The 18,058-nt window shown below is 61.9% G+C and carries 20 protein-coding genes; 12 read left to right on the top strand and 8 right to left on the bottom strand.

Translation table 11 applies throughout. The annotated features are described in order from the left end of the window. Positions 1 to 66: 66 nt before the first annotated feature. Positions 67 to 1,329: a branched-chain amino acid transport system II carrier protein gene (brnQ, locus tag ACB039_RS09545; protein ID WP_042649820.1), complete on the bottom strand. Its 1,263-nt coding sequence runs from the start codon at positions 1,327 to 1,329 to the stop codon at positions 67 to 69. Positions 1,330 to 1,566: 237 nt separating this feature from the next. Next, the gene (locus tag ACB039_RS09540) at positions 1,567 to 2,277 is read right to left on the bottom strand and encodes a tRNA1(Val) (adenine(37)-N6)-methyltransferase (protein WP_171275399.1); all 711 of its coding nucleotides are present in this window, start codon (positions 2,275 to 2,277) and stop codon (positions 1,567 to 1,569) included. A 128-nt stretch (positions 2,278 to 2,405) separates the two neighbouring features. Between ACB039_RS09540 and srmB the strand changes: the two genes are divergently transcribed. After that, positions 2,406 to 3,629, top strand: a complete 1,224-nt coding sequence (gene srmB, locus ACB039_RS09535; protein ID WP_005332263.1) for an ATP-dependent RNA helicase SrmB — start codon at positions 2,406 to 2,408, stop codon at positions 3,627 to 3,629. Between the two features lie 185 nt (positions 3,630 to 3,814). On the opposite strand, the gene yaaA is transcribed toward srmB, so the two are convergent. Genes yaaA through tapT form a run of 3 tightly spaced genes read right to left on the bottom strand, consistent with a single transcriptional unit; the run spans position 3,815 to position 6,791 of the window. Next, positions 3,815 to 4,588: a peroxide stress protein YaaA gene (yaaA, locus tag ACB039_RS09530; protein ID WP_371165549.1), complete on the bottom strand. Its 774-nt coding sequence runs from the start codon at positions 4,586 to 4,588 to the stop codon at positions 3,815 to 3,817. Between the two features lie 32 nt (positions 4,589 to 4,620). Next, the gene (locus ACB039_RS09525) at positions 4,621 to 5,730 is read right to left on the bottom strand and encodes a PilT/PilU family type 4a pilus ATPase (RefSeq protein WP_042649788.1); all 1,110 of its coding nucleotides are present in this window, start codon (positions 5,728 to 5,730) and stop codon (positions 4,621 to 4,623) included. Positions 5,731 to 5,756: 26 nt separating this feature from the next. Next, positions 5,757 to 6,791 carry a type IVa pilus ATPase TapT gene (gene tapT, locus ACB039_RS09520; RefSeq protein WP_041206426.1) on the bottom strand — a complete coding sequence of 345 codons (1,035 nt, stop codon included), beginning with the start codon at positions 6,789 to 6,791 and terminating at the stop codon, positions 5,757 to 5,759. A 39-nt stretch (positions 6,792 to 6,830) separates the two neighbouring features. On the opposite strand from tapT, the gene ACB039_RS09515 reads away from it, so the two are divergent. The 5 genes from ACB039_RS09515 to ACB039_RS09495 all read left to right on the top strand — a co-directional run bounded on the left by ACB039_RS09515 (position 6,831) and on the right by ACB039_RS09495 (position 9,826). Next, positions 6,831 to 7,532, top strand: coding sequence for a YggS family pyridoxal phosphate-dependent enzyme (locus ACB039_RS09515; RefSeq protein ID WP_371165548.1), 702 nt, complete (start codon positions 6,831 to 6,833; stop codon positions 7,530 to 7,532). A gap of 159 nt (positions 7,533 to 7,691) precedes the next feature. Continuing rightward, positions 7,692 to 8,519, top strand: a complete 828-nt coding sequence (gene proC, locus ACB039_RS09510) for a pyrroline-5-carboxylate reductase (protein ID WP_371165547.1) — start codon at positions 7,692 to 7,694, stop codon at positions 8,517 to 8,519. A gap of 23 nt (positions 8,520 to 8,542) precedes the next feature. Continuing rightward, positions 8,543 to 9,094, top strand: coding sequence for a YggT family protein (locus ACB039_RS09505; RefSeq protein ID WP_025325667.1), 552 nt, complete (start codon positions 8,543 to 8,545; stop codon positions 9,092 to 9,094). Next, entirely contained in the window at positions 9,094 to 9,402 is a 309-nt protein-coding gene (yggU, locus tag ACB039_RS09500; protein WP_043128939.1) for a DUF167 family protein YggU, read from the top strand. The genes ACB039_RS09505 and yggU overlap by 1 nt, the downstream gene beginning before the upstream one ends. A 4-nt stretch (positions 9,403 to 9,406) precedes the next feature. After that, positions 9,407 to 9,826, top strand: coding sequence for a DUF4426 domain-containing protein (locus ACB039_RS09495; RefSeq protein ID WP_041206420.1), 420 nt, complete (start codon positions 9,407 to 9,409; stop codon positions 9,824 to 9,826). Between the two features lie 78 nt (positions 9,827 to 9,904). Here the strand turns inward: ACB039_RS09495 and ACB039_RS09490 are convergent, their stop codons facing one another. The 3 genes from ACB039_RS09490 to ACB039_RS09480 form a co-directional block, all read right to left on the bottom strand. Next, entirely contained in the window at positions 9,905 to 10,735 is an 831-nt protein-coding gene (locus tag ACB039_RS09490; RefSeq protein ID WP_371165546.1) for a lysostaphin resistance A-like protein, read from the bottom strand. Positions 10,736 to 10,920: 185 nt separating this feature from the next. Next, on the bottom strand, positions 10,921 to 11,217 hold the full coding sequence (locus ACB039_RS09485) for a hypothetical protein (RefSeq protein ID WP_005332293.1): 297 nt from the start codon (positions 11,215 to 11,217) through the stop codon (positions 10,921 to 10,923). A gap of 50 nt (positions 11,218 to 11,267) precedes the next feature. Then, entirely contained in the window at positions 11,268 to 11,642 is a 375-nt protein-coding gene (locus ACB039_RS09480) for a YacL family protein (RefSeq protein ID WP_005332296.1), read from the bottom strand. A 348-nt stretch (positions 11,643 to 11,990) separates the two neighbouring features. Here ACB039_RS09480 and ACB039_RS09475 point away from each other — a divergent pair, with 348 nt between their 5' ends. The 6 genes from ACB039_RS09475 (at position 11,991) to ACB039_RS09450 (ending at position 18,029) form a co-directional block, all read left to right on the top strand. Beyond that, positions 11,991 to 13,106: a sugar diacid recognition domain-containing protein gene (locus ACB039_RS09475; protein WP_005332298.1), complete on the top strand. Its 1,116-nt coding sequence runs from the start codon at positions 11,991 to 11,993 to the stop codon at positions 13,104 to 13,106. Positions 13,107 to 13,225: 119 nt separating this feature from the next. Further along, a complete protein-coding gene (locus ACB039_RS09470) occupies positions 13,226 to 14,491 on the top strand; it encodes a GntP family permease (RefSeq protein WP_371165545.1) in 1,266 nt (421 codons plus the stop codon). Positions 14,492 to 14,500: 9 nt separating this feature from the next. After that, complete coding sequence (locus ACB039_RS09465) at positions 14,501 to 15,634, top strand: glycerate kinase (RefSeq protein WP_371165544.1); 1,134 nt, start codon at positions 14,501 to 14,503, stop codon at positions 15,632 to 15,634. A gap of 217 nt (positions 15,635 to 15,851) precedes the next feature. Further along, entirely contained in the window at positions 15,852 to 16,415 is a 564-nt protein-coding gene (locus ACB039_RS09460; RefSeq protein WP_371165543.1) for an NnrU family protein, read from the top strand. Between the two features lie 59 nt (positions 16,416 to 16,474). Then, positions 16,475 to 17,011 carry a glutathione peroxidase gene (locus tag ACB039_RS09455; RefSeq protein WP_171269310.1) on the top strand — a complete coding sequence of 179 codons (537 nt, stop codon included), beginning with the start codon at positions 16,475 to 16,477 and terminating at the stop codon, positions 17,009 to 17,011. An 82-nt stretch (positions 17,012 to 17,093) separates the two neighbouring features. Continuing rightward, positions 17,094 to 18,029, top strand: a complete 936-nt coding sequence (locus tag ACB039_RS09450; RefSeq protein ID WP_182789004.1) for a LysR family transcriptional regulator — start codon at positions 17,094 to 17,096, stop codon at positions 18,027 to 18,029. Positions 18,030 to 18,058: the final 29 nt, after the last annotated feature.

Raw genomic sequence — 18,058 nt, 5'->3', positions numbered from 1 at the left:
ACTCGTTGCACAAATGAAAGAGGCCAGCAAATGCTGGCCTCTTCTTTTATGTTGTTGGGGTGACGATCAGGCGGCTTCGGCAGCCAGCTTGTCACCACCACGTACCATGGTGCCCAGGCCGCAGGCCAGCAGGGTGGGCAGCAACCAGGCCAGGCCCTTGTCGAACAGCGGCAGGAAGGCGAACGCATCCATCTTCATGCCGGCCGCACCCAGACCGTCCAGGCAGCCGAACAGGAAGGCAACCAGCAGGACGGAGCGGAATACCAGACGAGGACGTCCGAAGTAGCTCTTCAGGAAGGTAACCAGCACCAGCGCCACGGCAACCGGATAGATGGCGACCAGCACCGGGATGGAGAGACTGATGAGCTGGCTCAGACCGACGTTGGCCACCACGGCACAGACGGCCCCCAGCAGTACGACCAGCTTCTGGTAGCTCATACCGGTGAGATTGTGGAAGAAGTCGGAGCAGGCGGAGATCAGGCCCACGGCCGTGGTGAAACAGGCCAGAGTGATGATGGCCGCCAGAATGAACTGACCCGGCTGGCCGAACAGGCTCAGGACATAGGCGTTGACGATGGCGCCGCCATTGCTGATGTCGGTGGCGACCCCGCCGGCGGTGTTACCCAGCTGGAACAGGGAGACATAGACCACGGACAGGCCGATGGCGGAGATGATGCCCGCGATGGCCAGGTACTTGAACTGGCTCTGGTAGTCGTGGATGCCTTTCTTGCGCAGCAGATCGACGATCAGGGCGCCAAACATCAGGGACGCCAGGGTGTCCATGGTGTTGTAGCCTTCCAGGATCCCTTTCACCAGGGGGCTGTGCTGATAGTCGCCTGACGCGGCGGGCATGGAGCCCTGGGGTGCGACGAAGACGCCGATGGCCAGGGTCAGCAGCAGCAGCATCAGTACTGGGGTCAGGTATTTGCCGATGGCATCCATCAGCTTGCCCTGATTGAGGGAGACCAGAATGGCCACGCCGAAGAAGACCACGGTGTAGGCGGCCAGTCCGGATTGACCCATGTCACCGAGGAAGGGCTTGAGACCCATCTCGTAGGCTACCAGGCCGGTACGGGGGGCGGCAAAGGCCGGGCCTATAATGATGTAGATGGCGACGGCCAGCGCGGTGGCGATGCCGGTGGGCAGCAACTTGGTCATGCCGGCCCAGCCATTGCCGGCCTTGGCGACGGCGAGAATGGTGATGAGGGGCAGGCCCACGGCAGTCACCAGGAAGCCGAGCATGGCCAGGGAGAGGTGTTCACCTGCCATGTAACCGGCCAGGGGCGGGAAGATGATGTTGCCTGCGCCCAGATAGAAGGCGAAGGTCATGAAGCCCAATCCGAGTACATCGGACAATGTGAGTGATTTCGTCAAGTTCAACCTCGTCTGTCTTGTAAACTATTGCTTGTTATAGTTTTTTATTGGTCAGTGACCGGCGTTGTTCAGGGGTAAAAAAAAAGGAGCCCCGCTGCTTTTTTCATCGCCACCAGTGGTTTGAGCTGGTCTTGAGCGGGCGCTCGTTTGATAGTCAGCATAATGATGTGAAAAAATAGTTCAAGGCGAAATTTACATCTTCAAATAGAAGGGGTGGGTTAGTTGGATGTATCTGTCGGAATAGCCTCCAGCAGTAGAATGGATCACAATTTCACCCTGCTCACACCTGCTTAATCCTCTGCCAAGTAGCAATAAAACGCGATTTGCCTCTTTCCCCTCCCTGGTGATAACAGCTGTATAACAAAGGCTGTACAGATCATAATCTGCCGAGATGCATAAAATTTCATCTGCCATGGCGGTCGGCAGCACCAGTGCCAGCCGTCCATCCTGACTCAGCAGGCGACGGCTTGCCGCCAGCAGCGCATGGGGACCGAGCGCACCCGTGTGACGGGCGAGCGCCCTGGCCGGATCGCTAAATACCTGACCTGCCAAGAAATACGGGGGGTTGGAGACGATGAGATCGTAAGGAACAGCCTGATAGTCCTGAATGGCATTCTCGATAATGGTGACCCGGGAGGCCCAGGGGGAGGCCGCCACGTTATCCCTGGCCTGCTCCGCTGCATCCTTATCCAGCTCCACCCCGTCGATCCGGCAGTCGTTCGTGCTGCGCTGGGCCAGCATCAGGGCGATGAGGCCGCTGCCGGTACCGATATCCAGTACTCGACGCGCATCGGCGACAGGAGCCCAGGCTCCCAGCAGGATGCCGTCTGTGCCCACCTTCATGGCACAGCGGTCATGGTCGATATGAAATTGTTTGAAGGTAAAACCGCTGCTACACCCCATCTGACCCTCGTTGCTCGTCCGCCATAGCGAAAATGATCGGCGATTATAGCGGCTAAGCCACAGTCGCCATAGGAGCTGGCGGCATAATCGCCTATAATCTGCCGTTTCCTTAATGACCGAGTATTGCCATGAGCCAGTCCTTTGATGATTTCGACCTGAATCCAGCCCTCAACCGGGCCTTGGCCGAGATGGGTTTCACCCGCCCCACTACCATTCAACAGATGGTGCTGGAGCCAGCCCTGGACGGCCGCGATATTCTGGCATCCGCGCCGACCGGTACCGGCAAGACCGCCGCCTTCCTGCTGCCAGCCATGCAGCATCTGCTGGACTTCCCGCGCCGCAAGCCGGGCCCGTGCCGCATGCTGATCCTCACCCCGACCCGCGAGCTGGCACTTCAGGTCAGTGCCCATGCCAGGGCGCTGGCGGTACATACCCATCTCAGTATCGAGACCATCATCGGTGGCGTCAGCCATGAAGAGCAGCTGCCGGCCCTGACCAAGACCACCGACATCGTGGTGGCCACTCCGGGTCGCTTGCTCGAGTACATCGAGAAGGAAGAGTTCGAGAGCCACGACATCGAGGTGTTGGTGCTGGATGAAGCGGACCGCATGCTGGACATGGGCTTCATCAAGGATGTGAACCGCATCGTGGAAGAGGCGCGTTACCGCAAGCACACCATGCTGTTCTCCGCCACCCTGGAAGGAGCCGGCCTGACCAAGTTTGCCAATGAGATCCTCAATGATCCGGTCGAACTGCACGCCGAGCCGCCCCGCAGCGAGCGTCGTCCCATCACCCAGTGGGTACACCTGGCCGATGACGCGGCCCACAAGCTGGCGCTGCTGATCCATATTCTGAAGGATCCGCAGACCCAGAAGGCCATTGTCTTCGTCAAGACCCGCGAGCGGCTGGCGGAGCTCTCCGGCCAGTTGCAGGCGGCCGGTGTTTCCTGTGCCTGGATCCGTGGCGAAATGGAGCAGAGCAAGCGCGTCGAGTCGATCCGCAAGTTCCACGAAGGTGAAGTGCCCTTCCTCATCGCCACCGACGTGGCCGCCCGGGGTATCGACTTGCCCAACGTCAGCCACGTCATCAACTACGACATGCCCTACGGTACCGATGTCTATGTTCATCGCATCGGCCGTACCGGCCGTGCCGGCAACCGTGGCTGCGCCATCAGCCTGGTGGAAGCCCACGACATGGCCATGGTGGCCAAGATCGAGCGCTACACCGAGGAGCGGCTCAAGCGTCGGGTGATCGAGGAGCTACGCCCGAGGCACAAGGAGGCGCGAGTGCCGGTGAAGAAGAAGAAACCGAAGGATGGCAAGAAAAAGAGCACCAAGAAGAAAAAGAAGTAATGCCCCATTGACGTTGAAACGGCCATCCTCGGATGGCCGTTTTGCTGCCGGTCTTCCGGGCCCGTGTGGTGAGAAGCGCGCAGAAAAAAGCCGACGCATTAACGTCGGCCAACAAAAAGTGCTTACAACAGAGGATTCATAGGTTCAGACCCGTGGATCCCGAACTTGGTTCCCTCCATTTGTAATTAATTTTCAGTGCGCTTGAACATCAGGGTGCGATCGTCGGACTCTTGTGGCACGAAATAGTAGCCAGCCTCATTGAACCCGGTCAATTGGGTTACCTCGGTCAGCCGGTGCTTGATGATGTGGCGGGCCATCATGCCGCGGGCCTTCTTGGCGTAGAAGCTGATGATCTTGAACTGGCCGTTCTTCTCGTCCTTGAACACCGGCGTCACTATGCGGCCCTTCAGGGCCTTCGGGCGAACCGACTTGAAGTATTCGTCAGACGCCAGATTGATCAGCACTTCGCTGCCCTGTGCAGCCAGCACCTTGTTCAGGTGCTCGGTGATGATGTCACCCCAGAACTGATAGAGATCCTTGCCGCGCTCGTTGTCGAGGCGGATCCCCATCTCCAGCCGGTAGGGCATCATCAGATCCAGCGGTCGCAGCACGCCGTAGAGGCCGGACAGCATGCGCAGGTGCGCTTGGGCAAAGTCGAGATCCGCCTCGCTGAAATCCTCCACGGCGAGGCCGGTGTAGACATCACCCTTGAAGGCCAGCAGGGCCTGGCGGGCATTGTTAGGGGTGAAATCCGGCTGCCATTCGGCAAAGCGGGCGGCGTTGAGTCCCGCCAGTTTGTCGCTGATCTTCATCAGGCTGGCGATCTGATCCGGGGCCAGTTGCCTGGCCCGATGGATCAGTAGGGCGGAGTGATCCAGCAGCTCGGGCAGGGTGAAACGGGAGGTCACCAGCGGCGACTCGTAATCCAGCGTCTTGGCCGGGGAAACCACAATCAGCATAACTGTCCTTTACTAGCGGTGACGCACGTCCCTCATTCATCCAGGGTCACGTTGTCGAGTGTGCCTGCACCCAGCTGCTCGCGACCCGACAGCTTGATCAGCAGTCGCAGGTCGTTGGCGGAGTCGGCATGGGCAAGGGCCTCACTGTAGCCAATTTGGCCGGCGCAGAACAGGGTGAACAGCGCCTGATCGAAGGTCTGCATGCCGAGCTCGCCGGATTTGGTCATCACCTCCTTGAGCCTGTGCATCTCGCCCTTGCGGATGATGTCGGTGATGAGCGGGGTGTTGAGCAGGATCTCGAAGGCGGCGATCCGGCGGCTGCCATTCACGCTGGGGAGCAGTTGCTGCGCCACGATGGCGCGCAGGTTGAAGGAGAGATCGAACAGGAACTGGCGGTGTTTCGCCTCCGGCACCAGATGGAGGATGCGATCCAGCGCCTGGTTGGCGTTGTTGGCGTGCAGGGTGGCGAGGCAGAGGTGGCCCGTCTCGGCAAACTGGATGGCCAGTTCCATGGTTTCCTGGGTACGGATCTCACCGATCAGGATGACATCCGGAGCCTGGCGCATGGAATTCTTGAGGGCCACGTCGAAGGAGTCGGTGTCTATGCCGACCTCCCGCTGGGTCACCAGGCAGCGCCCATGCTGGTGGACGAACTCCACCGGATCCTCCACCGTCAGTATGTGGCCGTCGCCGTGCTGGTTGCGATAACCGATCATGGCCGCCTGGGTGGTGGACTTGCCAGCCCCCGTGGCACCGACGAACAGCACCAACCCGCGTTTGGCCATGGCCACATCCTGCAGGATGGGGGGCAGTACCAACTCCTCGAAGGTGGGAATACGGGTCTCGATACGACGCAGCACCATGCCCGGCATATCCTGCTGCCAGAAGGCGCTGACCCGGAATCGGCCAAGTCCTTCGCGGTGGATGGCGTAGTTTGCCTCCCGGCTATGCAGGTATCGCTCGAAGTGCGTCTCGTCCAGGCTATCCCTGACCAGGGCCAGCGCCGCCTGCCTGTCCAGCGGCCCCCCCTCGAGCGGTACCAGGCGTCCATTGACCTTGAGGGTGGGGGGGGCATCGACCGTGATGAAGAGATCCGATCCCTTTTGTTCAACCAGTGCAGCGAGCAGAACATCCATGTTCATAGTGTCTCCTTGGGTATGAAAGCATCTTAAATGCTGTTGGGATCGGCCGCCTTGGCCCTGGCATCGAGGGCGGCAACCACGCCCCGGTTGACGAGCTGCTTGAGGCTCTGATCCATGGTCTGCATGCCGTGGGTCATCCCGGTCTGGATGACGGAGTAGAGCTGGGCGACCTTGTCTTCCCGGATGAGGTTTCGCACCGCCGGGATCCCCAGCATGATCTCGTGGGCTGCCACCCGGCCACCGCCGATCCGCTTGAGCAGGGTCTGGGAGATGACCGCCCGCAGGGACTCGGAGAGCATGGATCTCACCATGTCCTTCTCCGAGCCGGGGAAGACGTCGATGATCCGGTCTATGGTCTTGGCCGCCGACGAGGTGTGCAGGGTACCGAATACCAGATGACCGGTCTCTGCCGCCGTCATGGCGAGGCGGATGGTCTCGAGGTCGCGCATTTCACCCACCAGTATGATGTCCGGGTCCTCACGCAGGGCCGAGCGAAGGGCGTTGGCGAAACTCTTGGTATCGCGGTGCACCTCGCGCTGGTTGACCAGGCAGCGCTTGTTCTCGTGTACGAACTCGATGGGATCCTCAATGGTGAGGATGTGGTGGTGGAAGTTGTCATTGATGTAATTGACCATGGCCGCAAGCGTGGTGGACTTGCCTGAACCTGTCGGGCCCGTGACCAGCACCAGGCCGCGCGGAAACTCGGCTATCTTGCGGAACATCTCGGGAGCTTCCAGATCCTCCAGGGTCAGAACGGTACTGGGTATGGTGCGAAACACGGCGCCAGAGCCCCGCGCCTGTTGAAAGGCGTTGACCCGAAAACGCGCCATGCCGGGTACCTCGAAGGAGAAGTCCACCTCGAAATTCTCCTCCAGCTCCTTGCGCTGATAGTCGTTCATGATGTCGTAGATCAGGGCGTGCACTTCACGGTGATCCAGGGCGGGTAAATTGATCTTGCGAACCTCTCCATCAACCCTGATCATCGGGGGAACCCCGGCTGAGAGGTGTAGATCCGAGGCCTTATGCTTTACACTGAAAGCCAATAACTCTGTGATATCCATAGATTTGTTATTCTCCCATCACAAGATCACGAACGAAATATGAGCCAGATTGCCCAGCACCTGCTTCAGGTAAAGGAACGTATTGTACAGGCCGCCAGGCGAGTTGGCCGTGGCACCGATCATATCCAGCTGCTTGCGGTCAGCAAGACCAAGCCGCTTGAAGATATCCAGGCCGCCTATGCCGCCGGTCAGCGCCGCTTTGGCGAATCCTATGCTCAGGAGGCCGCCCTCAAGATTGATGCCCTGCGTGAGCAGGCTACCTGCCAAGACATAGAGTGGCACTTTATCGGCCCGCTGCAATCGAACAAATCCAGGTTGGTGGCGGAGCGATTCGATTGGGTGCAAAGCGTCGATCGTGACAAACTTATCGAGCGCCTCAACAACCAGCGTCCAGCCGGGTTGTCACCGCTAAATATCTGTCTGCAAATCAATATTAGCGGAGAGAGCAGCAAATCCGGTACGTCGGAGCAAGAGATTTTCCGGTTGGCCGCCATGGTTGCCCAGAGCGAGCGACTGGTGCTGCGTGGCCTGATGGCCATCCCGGAGCACACCAGCGACGAGGCGGTTCTGGCTGTGCAGATGCGGCGCATGCAGGCTCTGTTCACCGAGCTTGCGCAACAATACCCGAGCGTCGACACCCTTTCGATGGGCATGACCGAGGATCTCGAGGCCGCCGTCGCCCATGGCAGCACCATGGTCCGGGTCGGCACCGCCATCTTCGGTGCCCGTGATTACTCATGAACAGAAGCATACGGTGCAGCCCGTCCTCGCCTTCGTCGGCGCCGGCACACCGCAGCATTGGAAGCCATTAACAGGAGTGTGTGATGCAACATAGAACCCTCGCCTTTATCGGGGCGGGCACGCAGGGCTCCGCAGTCATTTCATCAGCAGGAGTGCAAGATGCAGCATAAGAGAACCCTCGCCTTCATCGGGGCGGGCAATATGAGCCGCAGCATCATTGCCGGCCTGATCCAGGCCGGTTATCCGGCCGGGCGGATCATCGCCGCCAACCCCAGTCGGCCCAAGCTGGACGAACTGGCTGATCAGTTCGGCATTCGCATCACCCAGAACAACGCCGAGGCGGCCCGTGAGGCCGACGTCATCGTGCTGGCGGTCAAACCCCAGCTGATGGCGGCCATGCTGGAGGCGCTGGTGGCCGAGCTGGGGTCGCTGGCGGGCAAGCTGCTCATCTCCATTGCCGCCGGTATCAAGGTCGAGCGGTTGCAGGAGATGGCGGGGGGGCATGCCCGCATCATCCGCACCATGCCCAATACCCCCTCCCTGCTGGGCTTGGGAATGACCGGGCTCTATGCTCCGACCGGCATAAATCAGGCGGATCGCGACTTCGCCGAACAGATGATGCAGGCCGTCGGCAAGACCCTCTGGGTCGCGCAGGAGAGCGGTATCAACGGCGTCATCGCGGCGGCGGGCAGTGCCCCGGCCTACTTCTTCCTGTTCATGCAGGGGATTGCCGAGGAGGCAGAGGCCATGGGCTTCTCCCCTGAGCAGGCCCGTCTGCTGGTGCAGCAGACCGCCCTTGGCGCCGCCGCCATGGTGGAGCAGAACCCCGAGCTCTCCCTGCAGGCCCTGCGCGAGCAGGTCACCAGCAAGGGCGGCACCACGGCCGAGGCCGTCAAGACATTCCAGGAGCAGGGGCTGAAGCCGCTGACCTCACGTGCCATGCAGGCGGCCGTCACCCGGGCTGCCGAGATGGAAACCCTTTTCTGAACCTTTTGTAGCAAGGAGCCCGGATGAACACGGCTTACTTTTTGATTAATACGATTTTTGATCTCTACCTCATGGTGGTGCTGTTGCGAGTCTGGTTGCAGTGGGCCCGCGCCGATTTCTACAACCCCATGAGCCAGATGGTGGTCAAGGTGACCAACCCCCTGGTGATCCCGCTGCGCCGCATCATCCCCGGCTTCGGCGGGCTGGACATGGCCTCTGTGCTGCTGGCACTCATCATCGCCTTCGCCAAGCTGGCGCTGCTCAAGAGCATGAACGTGCTGCTGACCGACTGGCTGACCCTCAGCCTGTTTGCGGTGCTCACCATACTGAAGAAGACGGGCTCCATGATCTTCTGGGTGCTGCTGATCCGTGCCATCCTGAGCTGGGTTAGCCAGGGCCGCAACCCCATCGAATACGTGATGCATCAGCTGACCGAGCCCTTCCTGGCACCCATCCGCCGCATACTGCCGGCGCTGGGTGGCCTGGATCTCTCCGTGCTGGTCGCCTTCATCGCGCTGCAGGCCATAAACTATCTGTTGGGGGATCTGTTCGGCCAGCTGTGGTGGATGATCTGATGCCCGCCGTCCTGCTGGAAGGGGACGAGCTGGTGTTGCATCTGATGATCCAGCCCAAGGCGAGCCGGGATCAGATCGTCGGCTTGCACGGGGACGAGTTGAAAGTGGCCATCACGGCGCCGCCGGTGGATGGTCAGGCGAACAGCCATCTGATCAAGTATCTGGCCAAGCAGTGCAAGGTGGCCAAGGGGCAGGTCCGCATCGTGCGGGGGGAGCTGGGACGGCACAAGACGGTCGCCATCGAGGCACCAAGACAGATCCCCGCCGAGATCGCCGCCCTGCTGGAGAGTGGAACACGAGAAGGATGACATCATGAAAACAGTCTGGATGAGCTGCCTGCTGGCACTCTTGATGACACTGCCACTGCGGGCCGAGCAGATGAAGGAGCTGGGCCCCTGGCAGGTTCACTACAGCGCCTTCAACTCCAGCTTCCTCACCCCTGAGGTGGCCAAGGCTTACGGCCTGGAGCGCAGCCGCTACAACGGCATCGTCAACATTGCGGTGCAGAACAAGCAAGGGGTGGCTCAGGCGGTGGGCATCAGCGGCGAGGCCAAGAACCTCACCGGCACCATCCGTACCCTGAGCTTCCAGGAGGTGAAGGAGGGGGACTCCATTTACTACCTGGCGGTGCTGCCCTACCGGAACGAGGACACCTACCAGTTCACCCTGAAGATCATGGGGGAGGGGCAGCAGCAGACGCTGACCTTCCAGCAGACCTTCTACGTCGACTAGCTGTCTGGATGCGATGAAAATGCCCCGAACCCACAGGTTCGGGGCATTTTTTTATCCGGCGAGAACCAGCCTACACAGTTAGCGGCTGGCCAGCGGGTAGGTGAACAGGGCCAGGTGGGCGAAGTTGAACAGGAAGTGGATCGCGATGGCGACGCTCAGGCGTCCGCTCAGCAGGAAGGCCAGGCCATAGCAGGCCCCCGCCAGGGCGGCAAGCAGCACCAGCAGCGGGCCGCCGGCCAGGTGCGCGGCCCCGAACAGCAGGCTGGCGACCAGGAGACCGAGCCAGGGCTTGCTTCGGCTCGCCACCCCTTGCTGGATAAAGCCGCGAAACAGCGCCTCTTCCGCCACGCAGGTGAACAGCAGGTTGTTGAAGGCGAACAGCCACCACCAGTGGGGCAGCCCCACTTCGGGCTTGAGGGCTCCCAGTTGCCAGGCGGTGATCAGCAGGGCCGCCAGCGGCAGCATGAGCAGGGCCAGCGGTCGCCAGCGCATCGCGCCGCCCGGGCCGAGCAGGGCGGGCCAGGCCAGCAGCAGACCGAAGAAGATGAGCGGCTTGTCCAGATTCAGGTAGAGGGTGAAGGGGACGCTGGCGGGGCCGGCCTGCACCCGATCCAGCACCTTGAGGTTGGCAAAGCCCGGCACCAGGTGCAGCGTCAGTGCCAGGGCCCACAGCAGCACCAGGGTCAGCGCGACGCCACGCCAGGGCTGGGGCAGGGTGGGCGTGCGCCAGGCCAGCAACAGGCCGGCGAGGCTGACCAGCGCGGCGACGGGGCCGAGTCGCTCCAGCCAGAGCGCGGTCAGCAGGGCAATCCCCAGCAGGATCAGGCCGCTGCGCTGCTGGCGGGCCAGGCAGAGCAGCACGGCCAGCCCAAGAGCGAGCCAGATGAGGGTGTCAGGGAGTGGTAACATTGAGTCTCCTTGTGGGTTGCAAGGGGCGCACCTTAACGAGCCTTCGCCTCTCGCACAAGGCGCAATGGACTGGTCGGAGCCCTGGCGTGCTTCTTCTTGCCACCGGAGCGGACAATAAAAAAGCCGGAGCAGAGGCTCCGGCTTTGGGGATAGGTGGTGGCCCGAATGCACGGGTCCAGGCCATATCAACGGCCGGATTCGGCGATGACGCGGGCTATGATGTCGGCGCGCTTGGTGGCTTCCAGCTCGCCCAGGGCGATGAGGCCGGCTTTGAAGATGACGTTTTTCGGCAGGCTGACGTCATCCAGGGTGGTGATGGCTTCGACGTGCAGGCCGTTCAGGCGGCTGGCATCGCGCGGGCTCAGGTTGACCTGGGTATTCATCACCTGCTTGCCCTTCTTCTTGGCAGGCACGGCGGCTTTCTGGCTGGATTCCTGTTCTTCGTCTTCCGGCAGTTCGTCATCAAAATCGTAAATGGACATAGTCAATCCTGTTGGGTTGCAAGGGGCATGCTCGCCCGAAATGTGGGTATTCAGCCCATATCCTCGTTGCGGATAAAGGCGCGCCAGGAGCCGAGCACCTGGGCAAAGTCTTCCAGTCCGCACATGGCCAGCTGCTCATCATCGTAGTAGGCGAGATCGTCGAGATCCTCATCCAGCTCGATATTGAGGACGTTGGCTTTCACCTCGGCCTCCTCAGGGGTGAGCAGCAGTGAATAGTCACCGCCATGACGCTGGTACTCAGTGCGGGTTCGATTGGATAGCTGGTCAATGATGGAGAAGAGCTCGTCGAGCGTCTCCTCATCCTTGCCAACTTCATCGATCAGCCACTGACCGATGGCCTCGTGGCCCATGGAGAACCGGGCGCGATAGCCACCGAACGGGTCGCGGCGAAATTCATAATCCATAGCGGAGTCCCTATCGGAAGGGTGGAGCCACCACAATAGGGAGCGGCATGACGCCGGATCCATGATCCATGGTGGGGCACAGATAGCGTAAAGTGGCCTATTCTAGCGATCCCCCCCGCGCTTGTCTTGATGATGTGGGATCTTTAACGGGTCTGTCCCCCGGATCCAGGCCACCCGGGTGCCCTGTCAACGAATGGTATGGAGATATGATGCAACGCAATGACACGCTCCCCCGGCAGATCGTCAGCAAGGTGATGCAGAGACGGTCGTGCTCGGCCAAGGTGATGGAGGAGCCACATCGTCTGGGGATCGCCTCCAGAACCCCTCGGCTATCTATCCGGAGATGTTATGCAGCTCAATGACGCGCTCGCTCATCAGATTGTCAGCCGGGCCATGAAGATACTGTCGTTCTCGGTCAACGTGATGGACGAGCGGGGCCTCATCATCGCCTCCGGCAACCCGGAGCGGCTCCATCAGCGCCACGAGGGGGCCGTGCTGGCACTGACCGAGAACCGGGTGGTGGAGATCAGCGATGCCACTGCCCGGCAGCTCAAGGGGGTGAGGCCCGGCATCAACCTGCCCATCGCCTATCAGGGGGAGTTGCTCGGGGTCATCGGCATCTCTGGGGATCCGGAGGAAGTGCGTGCTTACGCCGAGCTGGTGCGGATGACCGCCGAGCTGATCCTGGAGCAGGCGGCGCTCACCGAGCAGTTGCAGTGGGACAAACGCCACAAGGAGGAACTGGTGCTGCAGCTCATCCGCGGCGAGGGGCGGGTGGATCAGCTGCAGCAGGCGGCCCGCTTCCTCGATCTGGATCTGGCGCAGCCTCGCGTCGTCGCCGTGCTGGCACTGGAGGAAGCGGAGCCCGCCCGCCTGCGGGAACTGGTGCACCTGCTGGAAAACCCGGAGCGGGACAACCTGGTGGCCATCAACGGTCTGGACGAGATAGTGGTGCTCAAGCCGGCGCAGCTCTGTGACGGCGTCTGGCAATCGGCGCAGGAGCGCAGCCGCATCAAGCAGTTACTGGCCCGCATTCCTCATTTCAAGGTACGCATAGGGGTGGGTGATTACTTCGCCGGGACGGGCGGATTGGCGCGCTCCTACCAGACCGCCCGTGACACCCTGCGCCGTGGCATGAGCCAGGCGCCGCGCAAGCAGGTCTACTTCTTCGAGGATTACCGCCTGCCTGTGCTGCTCGGCAGCCTGGCGGACTCCTGGCAGGCGGATCAGCTGCGGGCCCCGCTGCAAAAGCTGGCAAAGGAGGATGCAAAAGGAACGCTGCAAAAAACGCTGCGCCAATATTTCTTGCAGGATTGTGATCTGCATCCCTGTGCCGAAGCGCTCTTCATCCACCCCAATACCCTGCGTTACCGGCTGACCCGGATAGAGCAGATAACAGGCTTGAATTTCAACAAGTTAGATGACAAGTTCCTGCTCTATCTCGGGCTCAATCTCGACGGCTGACTTGTTCATATGAACAAAAATAAAGGCTGTTGAAACGCAAGTTTTGGCTTTTAAGCCAAAGCATTCCGGGTTGGGATCACCATAATGGCCACCACTCACTCATTTGAAAGGTGCCCGTCATGATCCCTGTATCCGCGCTCGGTGCTCTCGCTGCGCTCTCCATCGCCATCTTCCTCATCATTCTGAAGAAGGTGCCGCCCGCCTACGGCATGATCGTCGGTGCCCTGGCTGGTGGCCTGATCGGCGGCGCCGACCTGACCCAGACCGTCGCCCTGATGATCGGCGGCGCCCAGGGGATCACCACGGCCGTGATGCGGATCCTGGCGGCCGGTGTGCTGGCAGGTGTCTTGATCGAATCGGGTGCCGCCACCACCATCGCCGAGACCATAGTCCGCAAGCTCGGCGAGACCCGCGCTTTGCTGGCCCTGGCCCTGGCGACCCTGATCCTGACCGCGGTCGGTGTCTTCGTGGACGTGGCCGTCATCACGGTTGCCCCCATAGCGCTCGCCATCGCCCGCCGTGCCGATCTCTCCAAGGCCGCCATCCTGCTGGCCATGATTGGGGGCGGCAAGGCGGGTAACGTCATGTCTCCCAACCCCAACGCCATCGCCGCGTCCGACGCCTTCCACCTGCCCCTCACGTCAGTGATGGCGGCCGGCATCATCCCGGGTCTGTTCGGACTGGTGATGGCCTACTGGCTGGCCAAGCGCCTCAACAAGCGAGGCAGCAAGGTCGCGGCCGACGAAGTGGTGAACTTTGACGGTGGCAAGCTGCCCGGCTTCTTCGCCGCCATCAGCGCCCCCCTGGTCGCCATACTGCTGCTGGCCCTGCGCCCGGTGGCCGGCATAGTCGTGGATCCGCTCATCGCCCTGCCCCTCGGCGGCCTGGTCGGCGCCCTGATGATGGGCAAGTTCAGCAAGGTGAACCAGTTTGCAGTCTCCGGCCTGGCCCGCATGGCGCCGGTGGCCATCATGCTGCTGGGCACGGGTACCCTGGCGGGCATCATTGCGAACTCCGGCCTGAAGGACGTGCTGATCAGCGGCCTGACCGCCTCCGGTCTGCCTTCCTACCTGCTGGCCCCCATCTCCGGTGCCCTGATGTCGCTGGCGACCGCCTCGACCACCGCAGGCACAGTGGTGGCCTCCAACGTATTCAGCTCCACCCTGATCGAGCTTGGCATCAGCAGTCTGGCGGGTGCCGCCATGATCCATGCCGGTGCTACCGTGTTTGACCACATGCCCCACGGCTCCTTCTTCCACGCCACTGGTGGCAGCGTCCACATGGGCGTCGGCGAGCGCCTCAAGCTTATCCCGTACGAAACCGCGGTCGGTCTGACCATTGCGACTGTCTCCACCCTGATGTTTGGCGTGTTTGGCCTCGCCTAAGGAATTGATATGAAAATTGTGATTGCACCCGATTCATTCAAGGAGAGCCTGAGCGCCATGGCGGTGGCCGATGCCATCGAGGCGGGTTTCAAACAGGTGCTGCCGGATGCCACCTATGTCAAATTGCCCATGGCCGATGGCGGCGAAGGCACTGTGCAATCCCTGGTGGATGCCACCGGTGGCCGCATACTGCCGGTCGAGGTGACCGCCCCGCTTGGCAACAAGGTGCAGGGCTTCGTCGGCCTGCTGGGGGATGGCGAGCGTGCCGTCATCGAGATGGCGGCGGCCTCCGGCATTCATCTGGTGGCACCCGAGCAGCGCAATCCGTTGCTCACCTCCAGCGTCGGTACCGGCGAACTGATCCTGGCGGCGCTGGAGATGGGGGTCACTCACCTCATCCTCGGCATCGGTGGCAGCGCCACCAACGACGGCGGCGCTGGCATGATCCAGGCGCTCGGCGGCAAGCTCTTGAAAGCAGATGGCACCCCTATAGCCCTGGGGGGCGCGGGTCTCGGTGAGCTCACCACCATAGACCTGAGCGGTCTGGATCCGCGCCTGAGCGAGCTGGTCATCGAGGTGGCCTGCGACGTGAACAACCCGTTGTGCGGCCCGAAAGGCGCCTCCGCCGTGTTCGGCCCGCAGAAGGGGGCAACCCCGGATATGGTGGCCCAGCTCGATGCCAACCTGGCCCGCTACGCCGACTGCATCGAACAGGCCCTCGGCAAGCAGGTGAAGGATATTCCGGGGGCGGGCGCCGCCGGTGGCATGGGCGCCGCCCTGGTCGGCCTGCTCGGCGCCGAGCTCAAGCCCGGCATCCAGATCGTCATCGACGCCTTGAAACTGGCCGACGAAGTGGCCGATGCGGATCTCGTCATCACCGGCGAAGGGCGCATCGACAGCCAGACCATCCACGGCAAGACGCCAATCGGTGTCGCACGCTGCGCCAAGCAGTTCGGCAAACCGGTGATTGGCATCGCCGGCTGCCTCACCGACGATTGCGGCGTGGTCCATGACCATGGCATCGACGCCGTGTTTGCGGTAGTCAACCGGGCCATGTCCCTGCCGGAGGCGATCGCGACCGCCACCACCAACCTGCAGCTCACGGCCCGTAACGTCGCCGCCCTCTATCTGCTGCGTCGTTAACCCTCTTCTGGCCGGTGCCCGTCACCGGCCACACCCAGCCCCGTGTAGCGGATGTGGTTGCTCGCCTGAGGGCGGACCCTCTGACGCACCTTGCCGATCCCAGGATCGGCTTTTTTATTATCCTGCTGTCTTCTATATGGTTTTTGTATTCTGCCGGGGACCTTTGCGGCATAGTGATCACCCCATCCCGTGAGGGGCAACGTGCGAGAAGACGCCCATGATCCTGCTGACCCTGGGGGTAGTGCTATTTACCCTGATCCATCTCTATCCCTGCTTCGCCGCAGCGCACCGTGCCCGGCTGTGCGATCGGTTGGGGGAGAACCGTTACAAGGGACTCTTCTCGCTGCTGGTGTTCGTCGCCATCGGCTGCATCCTCGCCGGCTGGCGAAGCGCCAGCCCCATGCCGCTCTACTTCCCGCCCGCCTGGGGACCCATGCTGGTGATGGCGGCCATGCCGGTCGCGCTGATCCTGCTGTGCGCAGGGCAGGGAGCGAACCACCTGCGCCGCTGGCTGGTACATCCCCAACTGCTCGGTACCCTGCTCTGGGCCTGCGCTCATCTGGCGGTCAACAGCGAGGCGCGTTCCCTGGTGCTGTTCGGAGGGATAGGCGCCTGGGCGCTGGTCAGCATCGTCTGGATTTCGGTGCGGGACTGGCGCACAAAGCCCCGGCCGGCGGCCACCTGGCAGGGGACGGGGATCAGCGTGGTCGCCGGTCTGATGCTCACGGCCCTGCTGGTCTTCTGGGGTCACGGCTGGTTGACCGGGATCCCGCTGCACTGATCGCTGAACCTTGTTCAGGAATCGTGCGTATGATGGAGAAAACCCGAGGAGTCACGTCGATGAAATGGTTCACCCTGCTGTTGTTGATCGGTTCGGGCGCAGCGTCTGCCGCCTGCCCCGACTATTTCAATGTGGAGATGCGGGAACTCAACAACACCCAGCGCCACAACCTCTGCCAGCTGACCGAGGGCAAGGTGGTGCTGGTGGTCAATACCGCCTCTTATTGTGGTTACAGCGGCCAGTTCCGGGATCTGGAGGCGCTCTACCAGAACTACAAAGAGAAGGGATTGGTGGTGCTGGGCTTCCCCTCCAACGACTTCTGGCAGGAGGCGGGCAACGAGAACAAGACCGCCGAAGTGTGTCGCCGGGATTACGGGGTCACCTTCCCCATGTTCAACCGGGTCTCGGTGCGTGGCGCCGATGCGGTGCCGCTGTTCAAGGGGCTGGCGGCCGCCGCCGATGGGGATGCACCGAACTGGAACTTCCACAAATATCTGGTAGGCCGTGATGGCAAGCTGATTGCGAGCTATGGTGCCAATCAGAATCCGTCGGATGACCCTCTCAAACAGCAGATCATCGAGGCGCTGGGGCGCTGACCCTACCCCCTGGCGGGCGGCTCTGGAATAATGGAGGCCCGCCACTCACTCTGGTTACCCCGTGCTGCAACGTCTTCCCCAAATGGTGATCTTCGATGCCCTGGTTCGCGAGCAGGGCATCTCTGCCGCCGCGCGGCGGCTCGGGGTCTCCAAGTCCCACATCAGCAAGCAGCTGGCTCAGCTTGAGACCGAGCTCGGCGCCCAGCTGGTGCAGCGTACCACCCGCCGCTTCTCCCTCACCGAACTCGGCCAGGAGTATGCCCGCCACTGCCGAACCCTGGTGGCGGTGGCCCTGGAGGCGGACTCCATGGTGGCGGAGCGGCGCGGCAAGGTGAGCGGCGTGCTGCACCTGGGGGTGGGCCAGTCCTTCGGCCGCTTGCACGTGATCCCTCGGCTCAAGGCATTCCAGGCGCGTTACCCGGATCTTGAGCTGGAAGTCTCCCTATTCGATCACCGCACCAACCTGGTGGATGAGGGGCTGGATCTCTGGATCACCACCTACGAGGACAAGCCCGAGGCCCTAGTGGGGCAGCGGCTGGCGGACATCGGCTTCGTGCTGGTGGCCTCGCCGGACTATCTGCTGAGCCACGGTACCCCGCTGCACCCCAGGGATCTGGCCAGGCACAACTGCATCACCTACCAGAGCCGGGAGCGGCGCTACCACGAGTGGTCGTTTCGCCAGGGCAAGGAGCGCCAGACGGTGCAGGTGGCAGGCAACTATCGGGTGGATCTGGCTGAGGCGGTGCGGGATGCCGCCCTGGCCGGGCTCGGCATCGCCTATGTAGCCAACTACCTGCTGGACAAGGAGCTGCAATCCGGCCAGCTCATCCCCCTGCTGCCCCAGTGGCGCCCGAACCAGAAGATGGCGGTGCACGCCGTCTACGCCAGACGGGAGCACCTGGATCCCAAGATCCGCCTCTTCATCGATTTCCTCAAGGAGAGCTTCGGCCCCGAACCCTACTGGGCACAGCGGCTGGCCCCCTGGCTGGGAGGCAGATTGTCCGGTGTGGAGGAATAATCGTTTCCATATTGAAACACTGACTTTCG

Source organism: Aeromonas sp. S2(2024) (genome assembly GCF_041402505.1).
In the GTDB taxonomy this organism is placed as follows: Bacteria; Pseudomonadota; Gammaproteobacteria; order Enterobacterales; family Aeromonadaceae; genus Aeromonas; species Aeromonas media.
This window is presented reverse-complemented; position numbering and strand designations above follow the sequence as displayed.